A 15,320-nucleotide genomic window follows, 5' to 3' on the forward strand; every position below is an offset into this window, starting at 1 on the left:
TGATAAGCTTTCTGGGCCCCCTGGAGAGGTGGCTGAGTGGTTGAAAGCGGCTCCCTGCTAAGGAGTTACAGGAGGCAACTTCTGTCGAGGGTTCGAATCCCTCCCTCTCCGTTTCCAAACCCGTTCAAGTGGCCGTGACCTGCCCCAGGGCACGGGCGATCGAGGGCAGCAGCGCCCCGTCGGCGGCTCGATCCGCCCCCTCACTGAACACCACCAGCAGAAAGGGCGCCTGGCCCTCGGCCTCCACGTAGGCGGCGTCATGGCGGGCCTGGCTCATCCAGCCGGCCTTGCTCCACAGCCGGGAGCCCTGCTCCAGGGCCTCCCCCAGGAAGCCATCCACCTGGTTCTCCGGATCGGCGCGCCGAGCAACGGGATCGAGCGAGCGGGACAGGAGCGCGCGCATGCGAACGCAGGCGGGCGGAGACACCAACGCACCGGCGATCACCCCATGCAGCAGGCGCGCCGTGGCGTCGGTGCTCAGGCGGTTGCGGTTCTCCAGGTCCTCCCCATAGAACTGGCGCTCGCGGCCGAAGGGCCCATCACCCCAGGTCTTCTGGCAGGCATTGCAAGCCTCGAACTCCGGCCAGCCCAGCTCCGCGAGCCAACCGTTCACCAGTTGGCGCTGGGCCGACCAGGCCGCCAACCGCGGGGCGAGCAGATCGGGGCCGCTGGTGGTGCCGCTGAGCAAATCCACCAACAAACCCGTGGCGTCGTTGCTGGAGTCACGGATCATGTCGGCCATGGCCCGGCGCAGCTCCGGCCCCTCCTCCAGCCATTGCTGCTGCAACCAGGCCTCCACCGCCACCATGTAGACCAGCTTCACCACGCTGGCGGGATAGCGCTGGCGCGATCCGCCCCAGCTGGCCCCCAGCACCGGCAGGCCCCAGAAGGCCGCCGGCTCCAGGGCCGCGCCTCGATCGATCAAGCTTCCCTCGTAGCGCAGCCAGGTGATCGACAGCTGATCTCCCAGCCCCGGACGGCCCTCCAGCTCGAGCCGTTCGATCAACGCCTCCAGGATCGAGACCATCCCCTCGTCGGGGCGGTAGAACGCCATCGAAGCGGCCAGAAGCAATGGTGAGATTAGGCACCTTGGACCGGGGGATCTGCCTCCCGGCACCCCGGCCGCCCTTGAGCTGCTGATTCCTGGCAGCCACTGGCAGTTGCAGGGGGATCTGAACGGCTACAGCCGGCCCACGGGCCCTGGCCTGGCGACCCAGGCCGAAGCAGGGCGAGGCCTGCGGGTGCTCACCGGCCCCGAGCCCCACAGCGGTCGGCTGCGGGTGCGGCTGCTGGAGGACGGCTACCCCTGCTGGGTGGACCCCGCCGATCTGCTCGGCCGCGCCATGGCCCGGGGACCGTGGCAACCGCGGCTGCTGGAGTCAAGGGCGATCGAGGCTGCCATCGCAGCCGTGCTGCGCTGGGCAGATCAGGCCAGCAGGATCACGAACCAGTACCTCTGGGGAGGCAGCCTCGGTCCCGACTACGACTGCTCCGGTTTCATCCAATCGGCCTTCGCCCGAGCGGGGGTGTGGATTCCCCGCGATGCCTACCAGCAGGAGCGGTTCTGCCAGCCGGTGGCCGTGAGGATCAGCGAGTTCCGCCTGCTCAGAGCGGGGGATCTGATCTTCTTCGGCTCACCCAGGCGCTGCACCCACGTGGGTCTGCACCTGGGCGGTGGCCGCTATCTGCACAGTTCCGGCCGCGACCACGGGCGCGATGGGCTGGGCATCGACGGCCTCAGCCCCGCCGACACCCATCCAGTGGCGAGCCACTACCGCCCACAGCTGCGCGGTGCCGGCCGCGTGGTGCGTTGCCATGACGGAACAACGCTTGCCTAAGTTGCACACCTCCTCAGCCCTGAACCTCGACCCATGAGCGTGCCCCAGGGCCCTGAGGTCTCCATCGTGGTGCCCCTCTTCAATGAAGCGGAGAGTTTGCCGCTCCTGGTTGAGAAGTTGCTGGCCAGCCTGCGGCCCCAGGGCCGGTCTTTCGAGCTGGTGTTCGTCGACGATGGCTCAGTGGATGCCACCGCCAGCGTGCTCGCGCAGCTAGCGGAAGCGACGCCCGAACTGGTGGCCGTGCTGCTGCGGCGCAACTACGGGCAGACCGCCGCGATGGCCGCTGGCTTCGACGCCAGCAGCGGAGCGCTGATCGTCACCCTCGACGGGGACCTGCAGAACGATCCAGCCGACATCCCCCTGCTGCTGGAACGCCTGGGGGAGGGGTTCGATCTGGTCAGCGGCTGGCGCCACCAACGCCAGGACGGAGCCCTGAGCCGCCTGCTTCCCTCCAAGATCGCCAACCGGCTGATCGCCCGGGTCACCGGCGTGAAGCTCCATGATTACGGCTGCTCCCTCAAGGCCTACCGGCGCGAAGTGATCGCCGACATGAACCTCTACGGGGAACTGCACCGTTTTCTGCCGGCCCTGGCCTTCATCGAGGGGGCGCGCATCACCGAGGTCAAGGTGCAGCATCACGCCCGCCGCTTCGGGCAGAGCAAGTACGGGCTGGATCGCACCTTCCGGGTGCTGATGGATCTGCTCACGGTGACCTTCATGAAGCGCTTCCTGACCCGGCCGATGCATGTGTTCGGTCTGGGGGGACTGGTGGGAATCGGCGCCGGCCTGCTGATCGCCCTGCAGCTGAGCTACGCCAAGGTCGTGCTGAACCAGGACATCGGCAACCGGCCGCTGCTCATGGTCGCCGTGCTGGCGATCCTCGCGGGGGTGCAGCTGTTCTGCTTCGGACTGCTGGCCGAACTGCAGATGCGCACGTATCACGAGAGTCAGGGCCGGCCGATCTACCGGGTGCGGGCCACGTTGCGGGGAAGCCTGAGTAGCTGAGGGTCAGCCACGGCGAACTCCGCTCCCCCAGGCCCGCGCGACGTCAGGGCGGCAGGGAGCAGGCCCGCTCGGCAGGGTTGTCCGTGGTGGCCAGCAGAGGCGGACGAGCTCGAGTCAGGAGTCAAAGACCGATCAGAGCCGTCCCAGCGGCAAGACGGATTGAACTTTTATGTCGCGGCCCGATGCTGGCTGGAGTGGCTTGGGAAGCGCTCCGTACAGTACCGACGGTAGATGTGTTGGCCCACGCTGATGACTGGAGATTTCGTCGTTGCCTGGTTGCCGTCGGTGTTGGTTCCCTTTGTGGGGATTCTGGGCGCGGCGGTGGCGATGGCCCTGCTGTTCAACGTGATCGAAGCGAGCGACTGACGTTCCCGATCGCCCTTCCGTTCGCGCTCAACCCTTCCTCCTCCACCATGACCGTGACCCCCGTGGCCGACCCCTGCGTCGGCAATCTGGCCACCCCGTCAACAGCAACTACTTCACCAAGGCCTTCCTCAACGCCTTGCCGGCCTACCGTCCGTCCCTTTCACCCAACCGACGGGGGCTTGAAGTGGGCATGGCCCACGGGTTCTTCCTCTACGGACCCTTCGCCCTGACCGGCCCCCTGCGCTCCACCGAATACGCCAGCACAGCCGGCCTTCTCGCCTCCATCGGCCTGGTGACCATCCTCACGGTCTGTCTTTCGATCTACGGGACCGCCGGCAACGGCCCCAACGTGCAACCTCCCGATGCCACGATCGACAATCCACCCGCCGACCTGTTCACCAAGGCCGGGTGGGCCGAGTTCGCCAGTGGCTTCTGGCTGGGTGGTTGCGGTGGAGCCGCCTTCGCCTGGTTGCTGGCCGGCACCTCCATCATCTCGCCACTGGTGAAGATCGCCAGTGGTGGCTGAAGCCCTGGGTTGATCGGCCCACGTCGCTCGAGAGAGGCTCACACCTTCCCATCAACAGGCCCCGGCGAAAGCTGGGGCTTTTTCATGGGCGCACGAAATCTGGCCTGGTCGCATGACTTCGGCAAGGCCAGTTGACCAGGAACATCCTCCTTTGTACGCATGGGGCACAGCGGTCAGCACAACGCGGAGGAGAGATCAGCGACAGCCTGGGTGAGATTTAAATATTGCGCTCAAAGAGAGCCCTGAAAATTGACTCCGTCTGAATCAAGCCCGAAGTAAATGGATTAGAGAATAAATCAAGGAAAAGAGCCGGCAAAGGCAAGGCGATCAACAGAGAGCCACCATTAAGCCTGTGGCGCCACCCGCCTCGGGCGGTCGCAAACAGGAGAACAGCAATCGCAAAGTAGAGCACAAGAACTGCAACCCAAAGAATCGACTGGAAGTTCGGCTTGGCCTGGGATAGGCGCTTTTCCCGGGCATCAATGATGTTGTAGAGAATCTCCGCAGACTTCTGCTGGTAGAGCGTCTCCGAGGGTGACTCATCAGCCATCTTGGGTAAATTGGCATCCTTGGAGGAGAAAAACAGCTGCAACTCATCAAGGGCCAAACTGGTCTGGGGGCTGCGCTGACCGGAGCGCATGGTCTTGGATTCACTTTCGGCAATCGAATCGGCGTAGTCGTAGACCAGTCGGCGCGCCTCCACCCGCTGCTCCTCAGGTAGCACCGAAACGAGGGCCCCGAGCCTGTTCAAGGTGACCGCTTCGGCAGTGGCGGTGGAATTCAACTCCAACACATGAATGAAGGCATTGGAGAGCAGAAACGCCGTCACCAATCCGTAGATGCTGGCCAGAGGTCCCAACATGATCGGATCGAACTGGTCACTCAGCAGCTTGCGGCGCCGCAAATAAGACACAAGCTTGAGCGCCAGGAACATCAGCAACAGGGCGACTCCGTAGATGCGGATCACTCCGATCAAGAAGGGGAGCAGTTGATTGATGAACGCAAACATGATTCAAATGGGCAAATGATTGCAATGGCTAGATTCAGGATCAGTGAATAAAATTAGCGCCACCTCCCATCATGAACGTGAGTTGAACAAAGTCGCTGCCGTTGTGATTGGCAGGTGAGAAGGACAGTTTAAAACCCCCAAAATCAACGTTGCTCATCGATTCCAGGCCCCGCCGCAAGGAGGCCCGAGTGGGATTAGGCCCTGCCCGACGTAGCGCTTCCACCGTGGTCTTAGCCGCAAGAAAGCCTTCAAGGCTGTAAAAGCTGAAGCGAAGGCGTGGATCCGAGCGGCGCAGAATGCTCTGATACTCGTGAACGATTGGCTTGGTGGCATCCCAGGGGAATGGCACAACCTGGGTGATGCCGATGTTGCGACCGAGGGGTCCCAAGGCCTTGGCCAGGGGAAGACTACCGACGAACGATACGCTCATCAGCTGGGCCTCAGACCCCAGTGACTTGATGTTGCGCACAAAACTGGCCACCGTTCCATAGGTGGAGATCATCACCACAGCATCGGGCTTGGCATCATGAATCTGCCGTGCCGCCACTGCGGTCTCCAAGCTGTTGCGTTGCACAGTCGCCGTCTTCACCAGCTTCATCCGGCGCCGAGCAAGGGCAAGCTCAACCCCACGCAGCCCATCGCGGCCATAACCATCGTTCTGATAGAACACCGCCACATCACGGAATCCATAACGGGCCAGGTAAGCAACAAGCCGCTCGGCCTCCTGGTAGTAACTGGCTCGTATGTTGAAGATCAACGGATCGGTGGGGTTCCGAATCAGCTGGGCGCCACTGACGGGCGCCACCAGGGGAACGCCCTGGCTCCGCATCTCTGGCAAAGCGGCTTGAATACCGGGAACACCGATCAAGCCAAACAGGGCGTAGACCTTTTGCGATCGAATCAGATCGCGCACATTGCGAGCGGTTTTGACCGGGTCGTATTGATCATCAAGCACTTGGACCGCAATCCTGCGACCGTAGACGCCGCCTTGGGAGTTGACCAGATCGAAGTAGGCCAAGGAGCCCGCCACGAAGGCTTGCCCCAGCTGTCCAGATGGACCCGTCAAGGGGACCGACTGTCCCAGCAGGATGGTTCGTTGGTTGATGCCGGCCTCGGAAGCACGAAGCCAGATGGCGGGAACGATCAACGTGAGCGCACCTCCCGCTGTCACCAGGAGAACCAGCAGTCTGCGGCGCACCAGCCCAAAGGAAGAGCAACGAATGGCCGCCAACCCTGCACGACTACGGAAGCCAGGCATTCACGCGATTTCGCCCCATGGGTGAATCCTAAAGGCAGGTTCCATCCACGATCAGCCGGCTGGAAGACTCACGTCCAACCTGCAACCTTGAGCCAAAAAAAGCCCCAGCTTTCGCCGGGGCATGGGAGGTGAGGTGCGTCCCTCGAGGAAATGGGTCTAGCCGAACTTGCCTGATGTGGAGGCGATCAGGAAGGCCGCATAGGTGAGGACGTAACCCACCGAGAAGTGAGCCAGACCGACCACACGGGCTTGAACAATCGAGAGGGCCACAGGCTTGTCACGCCAGCCAACCAGGTTGGCCAACGGGGTGCGCTGATGAGCCCAGACGATGGTCTCGATCAGCTCTTGCCAGTAACCACGCCAGGAGATCAGGAACATGAAGCCCGTCGCCCAGACCAGGTGACCGAAGAGGAACATCCAGGCCCAGACGGCCAGGTTGTTCGAACCATACGGGTTGTACCCGTTGATCAGCTGGGAGCTGTTGAGCCACAGGTAGTCGCGGAACCAGCCCATCAGATAGGTGCTGGATTCGTTGAACTGAGCCACGTTGCCTTGCCAGATGGCGAGGTGCTTCCAGTGCCAGTAGAAGGTGACCCAACCCACGGTGTTCAGAGCCCAGAAAACCGACAGGTAGAAGGAATCCCAGGCCGAGATATCACAGGTACCGCCACGGCCAGGACCGTCGCAGGGGAAGGAGTAGCCGAAGTCCTTTTTATCGGGCATCAGCTTCGAACCCCGGGCATCCAGGGCACCCTTCACCAGGATCAAGGTGGTGGTGTGCAGTCCGAGCGCGATCGCGTGGTGGACCAGGAAGTCGCCAGGGCCGATGGGCAGGAACACGTCCGTGTTGCCGTTGATGGCATCCAACCAGAAGTGATCACCAGGAATGTTGGCCGAGGCCAGGCTGGCGGCACTGTTGGGGTTGGCGAGCAGCACATCAAAGCCGTAGAGCGCTTTACCGCTGGCGGCCTGGATGAACTGGGCAAACACGGGCTCCACCAGGATCTGCTTCTCGGGGGTACCAAAGGCAACGACCACATCGTTGTGGACGTAAAGACCGAGGGTGTGGAAACCGAGGAACAGCGAAACCCAGCTCAGGTGACTAATGATCGCTTCCTTGTGATCAAGCATCCGGGCCAGAACGTTGTTCTTGTTGGCTTCGGGGTCGTAATCACGGATGAAGAAGATCGCACCGTGGGCGAAGGCACCAACCATCAGGAAGATGGCGATGTACTGGTGGTGGGTGTAAAGCGCAGCCGATGTTGTGTAGTCCTTCGCGATGAAGGCGTAGGACGGCATCGCATACATGTGCTGGGCCACCAAGCTCGTCACCACACCCAGAGAGGCCAGGGCCAGTCCGAGTTGGAAGTGGAGCGAGTTGTTGATGGTGTCGTAGAGACCCTTGTGACCAGCACCGAGCGCACCACCAAAAGGAGTGCCCTTGGGCGGGTTGTGGGCTTCGAGGATCTCGCGGATCGAATGGCCAATACCGAAGTTGGTCCGGTACATGTGGCCAGCGATCACGAAGATGCAGCCGATCGCCAGGTGGTGATGGGCGATATCAGTGAGCCAGAGGGCTTCACTCTGGGGATGGAAACCACCGAGGAAGGTGAGAATCGCGGTTCCGGATCCAGTGGAGGAGCCGAAGACCTGATTGAGACCGTCGGGGTTCGCTGCATAAACCCCCCAGTTACCGGTGAAGAAAGGAGCCAGGCCGGCGGGATGGGGCAACACCGTGAGGAAGTTGTCCCAACCGACGTGCTGACCGCGCGCTTCAGGGATCGCCACGTGGACCAGGTGACCGGTCCAGGCGATGGAGCTGAAACCGAACAGAACAGCCAAATGGTGGTTGAGCCGTGATTCAGCGTTCTTGAACCAGGCCAGGGAAGGCCGGAACTTGGGCTGAAGGTGGAGCCAGCCGGCGAACAGGGCCCAAGCCGAGAGGATCATCATGAAGATGGATCCTTGGTACAACTCGGTGTTGGTGCGCATCCCGATCGTGTACCACCAGTGGTACAGACCAGAGAAGGCGATGTTCACCGGGGAGGAGGCACCGGCCTGGGTGAAGGCCGTGATGGCCCCCTGGCCGAAGTGAGGATCCCAGATCGCGTGAGCGATGGGACGCACGTGCAGCGGATCGGCGACCCACTGCTCGAAGTTGCCCTGCCAGGCGATGTGGAACAGGTTCCCAGAAACCCAGAGACCGATGATCGCGAGATGGCCGAAATGGGTGGAGAAAAGCTTTTGGTAAAGCTTTTCTTCCGTGATCCCGTCATGGCTCTCGAAATCGTGAGCCGTGGCAATCCCGTACCAAATACGGCGGGTTGTGGGGTCCTGTGCCAGACCCTGGCTGAACGAAGGAAATTTCGTTGCCATTGGGAAAAGTCAGGTGGAGGTCAGCCGACCGCGACGATGCGGGCCAGGAAGAAAGCCCAGGTGGTTGCGATACCGCCGAGGAGATAGTGGGCAACGCCAACGGCGCGACCCTGGGTGATGCTCAGCGCCCGCGGTTGGATGGCGGGTGCCACCTTCAGCTTGTTGTGAGCCCAGACGATGGACTCGATCAGCTCTTGCCAGTAGCCGCGGCCACTGAACAGGAACATGAGGCTGAAGGCCCAGATGAAGTGCGCTCCAAGGAACATCAGTCCGTAGGCACTCGAGGAGGAGCCATAGCTGTTGATCACCTGTGCGGCCTGAGCCCACAGGAAATCACGCAGCCAACCATTGATGGTGATGGCGCTCTGGGCGAAGTTGCCATTGGTGATGTGCGAGACGGAGCCATCTGCATTCACCGTTCCCCACACATCGCTCTGCATCTTCCAGCTGAAGTGGAAGATCACGATCGAGATGGAGTTGTACATCCAGAACAGGCCGAGGAACACGTGGTCCCAAGCCGAAACCTGGCAGGTACCGCCACGGCCGGGGCCGTCGCAGGGGAAGCGGAAGCCCAGGCTGGCCTTGTCGGGCACAAGCCTGGAGCTGCGGCTGTAGAGGACACCCTTCAGCAGGATCAACACCGTGACGTGGATCGTGAAGGCATGGATGTGGTGAACCATGAAGTCGGCCGTTCCCAGGGGGATCGGACCCATGGCCACCTTGCCCCCGACGGCAACGACGGCACCGTTGAACACTTCGCTCACACCGGCCAGCGCATTGGGAGCGGTGGTGCCGGCAGCAGCGGCGTGCAGACCCTGGATCCACTGGGCGAAGATCGGCTTCAGCTCAATGGCGGAGTCACTGAACATGTCCTGGGGACGGCCCAGGGCACGCATGGTGTCGTTGTGGATGTAGAGGCCAAAGCTGTGGAAGCCCAGCCAGATGCACACCCAGTTGAGGTGACTGATCAGCGCATCCCGAGCCTTGAGCACCCGATCCAGCACATTGTCGATGTGCTTGGCGGGGTCGTAGTCGCGGATGAGCGCGATGGCTCCATGGGCTCCGGCGCCAACGATGATGAGGCCACCGATCCACATGTGGTGGGTGAAGATCGATAGCTGGGTGGGGTAGTCGACAGCGATGTACGGATACGGAGGCATCGCATACATGTGCTGAGCGACGATGATGCTCAGCGAACCCAATAGAGCCAGGTTGATGGCCAGTTGGGCATGCCAGGAGGTGGTCAGAAACTCATAGAGACCATCGTGGCCATTAGGGGCCGGGAACAGCAGGGGATCACCCTTCTGGCCCTCGAGGATCTCCTTGATGCTGTGACCGATGCCCCAGTTCGTGCGGTACTGATGACCGGCAACGATGAAGAGCACCGCGATCGCCAGGTGGTGATGGGCGATGTCGGTCATCCAGAGGCTGCCCGTTACAGGATTCAACCCACCCTTGAAGGTGAGGATGTCGCTGTAGGCGGCCCAGTTTCCAGTGAAGAACGCCTGGATGCCGGCCCCGAAACCGGGGTAAAGCTGAGCGATCAGGTCCTGGTTGAGGAATTCGTGCGGGAGGGGGATGTCCGCCACCGAAGCGATGGTCTTGCCATCGAGCACCAGGGGTTTCCCGGCATCGATCGCATCCATCAGCGCGGTCGTGGGCAGAGACACATGGATCAGGTGCCCCGTCCAGGAGAGGGATCCCAAGCCCAGAAGGCCAGCCAGGTGGTGGTTGAGCATGGACTCAACGTTCTGGAACCACTCAAGCTTTGGAGCGGCCTTGTGGTAGTGGAACACCCCGGCGTTCAGCATCAAGCCCGCCATCACCAGCGCACCGATGGCGGTGCACAGCAATTGGAACTCGTTGGTGAAGCCCCAGGCCCTCCAGACATGGAAGAGACCGGAGGTGATCTGAATGCCGTGGAAACCGCCACCCACATCCCCGTTAAGGATTTCCTGGCCAAAGATTGGCCAGACCACCTGCGCACTGGGTTTCACATGCGTGGGGTCGGCCAGCCAGCCGGAATAGTTGGAGAAGCGGGCACCGTGATAGAAGGCGCCGCTCAGCCAGATGAAGATGACGGCCAGATGGCCGAAGTGAGCGCTGAAGATCTTGCGAGAGACCTCTTCGAGATCGCTCGTGTGGCTGTCGAAATCGTGAGCGTTGGCGTGGAGGTTCCAAACCCAGGTGGTGGTTTTGGGACCTTTAGCGAGGGTGCGATCGAAGTGTCCGGGTTTGCCGAACAACTCGAAGCTGACAGGAACGGGGTTCCGGTCAACTTGGGCCTTCGCCGTTTTCCCACGTTCTGGTGGGCTGATGGTCATCGAGACGTTCCTCGAGGGACGGAGTCGAGGTGGAGGTCCACCCCTCCGACCGGGCCAAGAAGGCCTGGCCGGTGGGCCTTACGAACCCCCGGAAAAGCCGGGAGGTTCATGGGGCACCAGCGCATGGAGCGGGAGCAGCCCGAAGGCCGAAAACGCTTGCCACGACTGGAGCTGGGGCCCCAATGAGGGGACCGCTGGCGGAAGTATAAGGGGCTAAACCAACGCGAATCGGCGGGCAGTTACAAAGGTTCAATGCCGCCCTTCCCCAGTCTGTGACTGGGCTCTTGGTGGGGATTTGTGTTAGCGAGTCAACGACTTATTAGGGCCTATTGCTATCACCCAGGTCAAGGAGTTGCCCTTCTCAATCAATGGCCCAAGAACTTGGCCGGCTCGGGCAGCAGAATGCCCCCAACAGTCACCCTGACGCGAGGAGACATCCGCATGCTGGCAGCGGCGCTTCGGGGGCTGACCGTCCTGATGCTGGTGGTGTTCACCCTCCTGCCCGCAGGCTGCCAGGGCCAGGCCCGCTCCCCCTCCCCGGGACCTGCCTTGGCCCCCAGCTACCCCAGCGGCAACCTGCAGGAAGTGGCTCCTCCTGGGGCGGTACTGCAGCTGCAGCAGCAGCTTCTAGGCCGCCAGCCCCGGTTGAACATTCTCGCGCCCGCCAACGGCAGCCTGCTGCCCGATGGACCCTGGGCCCTGAGGGTCGCCGTGGAGGACTGGCCCCTGGCGGACGCCGGTCCCCTGGGGATCGGCCCCCATCTGGTGGTGCAGCTCGATGGGGAGCCGCCGCTCCGTGTGGGAGGCGGCTCCAGTCCATTGGAGGTGCCCATGGCCCCCTGGCCCCCGGCAGCCACCGCTTGACGGTCTATGCCGCGTTCCCCTGGGGTGAGGCCGTGAAAGCACCGGGGGCCAGCCAACAGATCAAGTTGCACCGGGTGGCCCCCAACCCCCTGGCCCTGCCGGCGGAAGGCACCCCGCAACTGGTTCCCGTTCAGGCGGTGCGCTCCAGCGCCGATCAGCCCGCCCTGGTCGACTGGTTGCTGCTGGACGCCCCGCTTCAGCATCTGCGTGATGGGGACGACCGCTGGCGGCTGAGGGTCACGGTCAATGGCGACAGCTTCCTGCTTGATCGCCAGGCTCCCCTCTGGCTGCGTGGGCTGCGCAACGGCAGCAACTCCCTGCTGCTGGAGCTGCTGGATCAGGCCGGTCAACCGCTGAACCCTCCGTTCAACTCCCTGGTGCAGGAGATGGTGCTGGCGAGCGATCCCCCCAGGGGTTGGCAGCTCGGTGCCCTCGATGACGACGACCTGCAACGGCTGCTCGGCGAGGCCGCCACCCCCAGCGCGGTGAACGCCGAACCACCCAGCCCTTCGCCCGAGACCGAGCCAGTGGTGGTGGAGGCAGTGGTGGAGGAGCCAGTGGTGGTGGAGCTGGCGGCGCCCTCGCCTGAGCCGACCGGCCTGGTCCCGAGCACAGCTATTGAAGCCCCACCTGCGGCCCCGATCCCGCAGCCTGCATCGCCCCTCTCCCCGCCGCTGGCTCCTGAGCAAGGAGTAAGCCCGATGGCCGCCTCGGCCCCGCCATCCGAGCCGCCCACTGCGCCAACGGCAACGGCCACCGATGTTGAGCCCATTGAGAGAGAGGAGTCACCTTCAGCCCAGGCGACCCCGCCGCTCGAGCCAGAAGTGACGGCAGCCCGGGATCTGGTCAACCCCGATGGATCCCTGATCAGGCCCCGAGGCGAGGGCCTGGTGGGCCGCCTGCGTGCGAAGTTCGGCCGATGAATCACCAACCGATTCGGGGCCTGGGCCTGAGTCCCGCCGCCGACCCCGTGCTGGCGCGGCTCAGGCAGGCGGGCCTGGTGGAAGTGATCGACCAGGCCGGTGAAGCCGGCGCCAGCCTGCGCTGTCATTGGCGGGAGAGCAGCGCCTTTGTGGTGGTGGGCGCCTGCGGCGCCGTGGTGCGCCTGATCGCGCCCTTGCTGAGTGATAAGGCCCTCGATCCGGCGGTGGTGGTGGTGGATCCCCAAGGGCGCTATGCGGTGCCCGTGCTGGGTGGCCACGGCGCCGGCGCCGAAGCACTCAGCCAGCGGATCGCAGCCCTGCTGGGGGAGGCGGTGCTCACCGGCGCCTGCGCCGCCAGCGGCCGGCTCCCCCTCGACAGCTTCGGAGCCGCCTGGGGCTGGAAGCGGGGCCAGGGAGACTGGAGCGGACTGATGAAGTCCATGGGCCAGGGCCAACGACTGCGCTTGCGCCAGGAGAGCGGCTCCCGGCTCTGGAGGCAGTCGCCGGCGGCCCTGAGGCTCGATCCGATCGACATTGACCGCTCCGAGGCGGCCCCCGAGCTGGTGATCAGCCACCGCCTGGGCGAGGGCCTGCGCTGGCATCCCCCGAGCCTCTGGCTGGGGCTGGGCTGCGAACGGAACACGAGCCTCAGCCTGCTGGAGCGGGCCGTGGACCATTGCCTTCAGGCCCATGGGCTGGCAGCGGAGGCGGTGGCGGGGCTCGCCACTGCCGAGCGCAAGGCGGATGAGCCGGCGTTGCTGGCCCTGGCCGAGCGGCGGGGCTGGCCGCTGCGCTGCTTCGCGGCCAACGAGCTGGCCCGGGTGGATGTACCCAATCCTTCCGCCGTGGTCGAGCGGGAACTGGGCACCGCCAGCGTGGCGGAGGCGGCGGCACGGCTGGCAGCGGGAGCCGAGGCTCAGCTGCTGGTGGAGAAACGGATCGAGCGAAGCGAACCGGGCGAGCAGGGCGCTGCCACGGTGGCCGTGGCCCTCTGCGCCAGCCAACAGGCGCCGCACCAGGGCGCGCTGAATCTGGTGGGCAGCGGACCGGGCTCCCTCGACCTGCTCACCCCCGACGCCCGCCGGGCCCTGGCCGAGGCCACGGTCTGGGTGGGCTATGGCCTCTACCTGGATCTGCTCGAACCCCTGAGGCGCCCCGATCAGGTGCGCCTGGACGGGGTGCTCACCCAGGAAAAGGAGCGCTGCCGCCAGGCCCTGGAATTGGCCGCCCAGGGCCTGAACGTGGCCCTGGTGTCGTCAGGGGACAGCGGGATCTACGGCATGGCGGGGCTGGCCCTTGAGCTCTGGATGGAGCTACCCGTCGATGGACAGCCAAGTTTCCAGGTGCATCCAGGCATCTCAGCGCTGCAACTGGCGGCCGCCCGGGCCGGAGCGCCGCTGATGCACGATTTCTGCACCATTAGCCTCAGCGACCGGCTCACCCCCTGGCCCACGATCGAAGCGCGCCTGCAAGGGGCCGCCCGCGGTGATTTCGTCGTCGCCCTCTACAACCCCCGCTCCCAGGGGAGACAGTGGCAACTGGAGCGGGCCCGGGAACTGCTGCTCGAAGGGCGGCCCGCCAGCACACCTGTGGCCCTGGCACGGCAACTGGGGCGTGCCGAAGAAGAGGTGCGGCTCAGCAGCCTCGGTGAGCTGCCCATCGAGGAGGTGGACATGCTCACCCTGGTGCTGGTGGGGAACAGCAGCACCAGGGTGCAACAGGGCCGCATGGTGACCCCGCGGGGCTATCCCGGGGCCGTGCTGGCCTGAGTCATCAACAAGAAATCGGGATGACAGGATTCGAACCTGCGGCCCCTTCGTCCCGAACGAAGTGCGCTACCAAGCTGCGCCACATCCCGATGGCCGGAGTGTAGGCGATGGGGGCCGCCACCCATGGGACGACGATTCCTAGAGTGAGACTTGCCCCAACGCCATCCGCCGGGGAGCCCCTGAGCACGTGCTGAAACCCGACTGGCTGCGCGTCAAGGCGCCCCAACGTGAACGCATCGGGGCCGTGGCCGACCTGCTGCTCGACCTGAAGCTGAACACCGTCTGTCAGGAGGCCAGCTGCCCCAACATCGGCGAGTGCTTCGCCGGCGGCACCGCCACATTCCTGATCATGGGGCCGGGCTGCACCCGCGCCTGCCCCTACTGCGACATCGACTTCGACAAGAGTGTGCGAGATCTCGACCCCAGCGAGCCGATTCGGCTCGGTGAAGCGGTGGCGCGCCTGGGCCTGCGCCATGTGGTGATCACCTCGGTGAACCGCGACGACCTCTCCGACGGCGGTGCCCGTCAGTTCGTGGCCTGCATCGAAGCGGTGCGGCGACGCTCCCCGCACACCACGATCGAGTTGTTGATTCCTGATTTCTGCGGCAACTGGGAGGCCCTGGCCGCCGTGATGGCGGGGGCACCCGACGTGCTCAACCACAACATCGAAACCGTTCCGCGGCTCTACCGCTCGGTGCGCCCCCAGGGGATCTACGAGCGCTCGCTGGAACTGCTCGATCGGGTGCGTAAGGGCTGGCCGCGCACTTACAGCAAATCAGGGTTGATGGTGGGCCTGGGCGAGCGCGATGGCGAAGTGCTGGATGTGCTGGCCGACCTTCGGCGCCATCAGGTGGACATCGTCACCATCGGCCAGTACCTCTCCCCGGACCCAGACATCTGGCGGTGCAGCGCTTCCCCACGCCGGAGCAATTCGACGCCTATCGGCGGCACGGTGAAGGCGAACTGGGCTTTCTCCAGGTGGTCAGCTCACCGCTGACCCGCAGCAGCTACCACGCCGGCGAGGTGCAGCGCCTGATGCGCGAACACCCCCGCTGAAGCCGG

The 15,320-nt window shown here is 64.1% G+C and carries 11 protein-coding genes, 2 tRNA genes and 2 pseudogenes; 9 read left to right on the top strand and 6 right to left on the bottom strand.

The annotated features are described in order from the left end of the window. Nucleotides 1-22 precede the first annotated feature (22 nt). A tRNA-Ser gene (locus tag AAF143_RS03835) sits at nucleotides 23-111 on the top strand. 13 nt (nucleotides 112-124) lie between these two features. Here the strand turns inward: AAF143_RS03835 and AAF143_RS03840 are convergent. Next, nucleotides 125-1,054, bottom strand: coding sequence for a serine hydrolase (locus AAF143_RS03840; RefSeq protein ID WP_255009617.1), 930 nt, complete (start codon nucleotides 1,052-1,054; stop codon nucleotides 125-127). A gap of 106 nt (nucleotides 1,055-1,160) precedes the next feature. Here AAF143_RS03840 and AAF143_RS03845 point away from each other — a divergent pair, with 106 nt between their 5' ends. The 4 genes and pseudogenes from AAF143_RS03845 to AAF143_RS03860 all read left to right on the top strand — a co-directional run bounded on the left by AAF143_RS03845 (nucleotide 1,161) and on the right by AAF143_RS03860 (nucleotide 3,735). Beyond that, a complete protein-coding gene (locus AAF143_RS03845; protein WP_414026522.1) occupies nucleotides 1,161-1,838 on the top strand; it encodes an NlpC/P60 family protein in 678 nt (225 codons plus the stop codon). Between the two features lie 33 nt (nucleotides 1,839-1,871). Further along, the gene (locus AAF143_RS03850) at nucleotides 1,872-2,843 is read left to right on the top strand and encodes a glycosyltransferase family 2 protein (protein WP_255009619.1); all 972 of its coding nucleotides are present in this window, start codon (nucleotides 1,872-1,874) and stop codon (nucleotides 2,841-2,843) included. Nucleotides 2,844-3,092: 249 nt separating this feature from the next. Beyond that, on the top strand, nucleotides 3,093-3,209 hold the full coding sequence (locus tag AAF143_RS03855; RefSeq protein ID WP_255009689.1) for a photosystem I reaction center subunit VIII: 117 nt from the start codon (nucleotides 3,093-3,095) through the stop codon (nucleotides 3,207-3,209). Between the two features lie 47 nt (nucleotides 3,210-3,256). Next, nucleotides 3,257-3,735, top strand: a pseudogene (locus AAF143_RS03860) (photosystem I reaction center subunit XI). Nucleotides 3,736-3,952: 217 nt separating this feature from the next. On the opposite strand, the gene AAF143_RS03865 reads toward AAF143_RS03860, so the two are convergent. The 4 genes from AAF143_RS03865 to psaA form a co-directional block, all read right to left on the bottom strand. Continuing rightward, nucleotides 3,953-4,744: a DUF4239 domain-containing protein gene (locus tag AAF143_RS03865; RefSeq protein ID WP_255009621.1), complete on the bottom strand. Its 792-nt coding sequence runs from the start codon at nucleotides 4,742-4,744 to the stop codon at nucleotides 3,953-3,955. Between the two features lie 40 nt (nucleotides 4,745-4,784). Beyond that, nucleotides 4,785-5,975 (bottom strand): ABC transporter substrate-binding protein, encoded by a 1,191-nt coding sequence (locus AAF143_RS03870; protein WP_414026523.1) that lies wholly within the window; start codon nucleotides 5,973-5,975, stop codon nucleotides 4,785-4,787. Nucleotides 5,976-6,158: 183 nt separating this feature from the next. Beyond that, on the bottom strand, nucleotides 6,159-8,378 hold the full coding sequence (psaB, locus tag AAF143_RS03875; protein ID WP_255009625.1) for a photosystem I core protein PsaB: 2,220 nt from the start codon (nucleotides 8,376-8,378) through the stop codon (nucleotides 6,159-6,161). 20 nt (nucleotides 8,379-8,398) lie between these two features. Beyond that, on the bottom strand, nucleotides 8,399-10,702 hold the full coding sequence (psaA, locus tag AAF143_RS03880) for a photosystem I core protein PsaA (RefSeq protein ID WP_255009626.1): 2,304 nt from the start codon (nucleotides 10,700-10,702) through the stop codon (nucleotides 8,399-8,401). Nucleotides 10,703-11,104: 402 nt separating this feature from the next. Between psaA and AAF143_RS03885 the strand changes: the two genes are divergently transcribed. Genes AAF143_RS03885 through cobJ form a run of 3 tightly spaced genes read left to right on the top strand, consistent with a single transcriptional unit; the run spans nucleotide 11,105 to nucleotide 14,258 of the window. After that, a complete protein-coding gene (locus AAF143_RS03885) occupies nucleotides 11,105-11,566 on the top strand; it encodes a hypothetical protein (protein ID WP_414026524.1) in 462 nt (153 codons plus the stop codon). Next, complete coding sequence (locus AAF143_RS03890; protein WP_414026525.1) at nucleotides 11,563-12,489, top strand: hypothetical protein; 927 nt, start codon at nucleotides 11,563-11,565, stop codon at nucleotides 12,487-12,489. Before AAF143_RS03885 ends, AAF143_RS03890 begins: the two co-directional genes overlap by 4 nt. Beyond that, nucleotides 12,486-14,258: a precorrin-3B C(17)-methyltransferase gene (gene cobJ / locus AAF143_RS03895; protein WP_414026526.1), complete on the top strand. Its 1,773-nt coding sequence runs from the start codon at nucleotides 12,486-12,488 to the stop codon at nucleotides 14,256-14,258. The genes AAF143_RS03890 and cobJ overlap by 4 nt, the downstream gene beginning before the upstream one ends. Before the next feature lie 15 nt (nucleotides 14,259-14,273). On the opposite strand, the gene AAF143_RS03900 is transcribed toward cobJ, so the two are convergent. After that, nucleotides 14,274-14,347, bottom strand: a tRNA-Pro gene (locus AAF143_RS03900). 98 nt (nucleotides 14,348-14,445) lie between these two features. On the opposite strand from AAF143_RS03900, the pseudogene lipA reads away from it, so the two are divergent. Further along, nucleotides 14,446-15,314, top strand: a pseudogene (lipA, locus tag AAF143_RS03905) (lipoyl synthase). The last annotated feature ends 6 nt before the right edge of the window (nucleotides 15,315-15,320 follow it).

It is taken from the genome of Cyanobium sp. ATX-6F1, from assembly GCF_047395825.1.
GTDB lineage: Bacteria > Cyanobacteriota > Cyanobacteriia > PCC-6307 > Cyanobiaceae > ATX-6F1.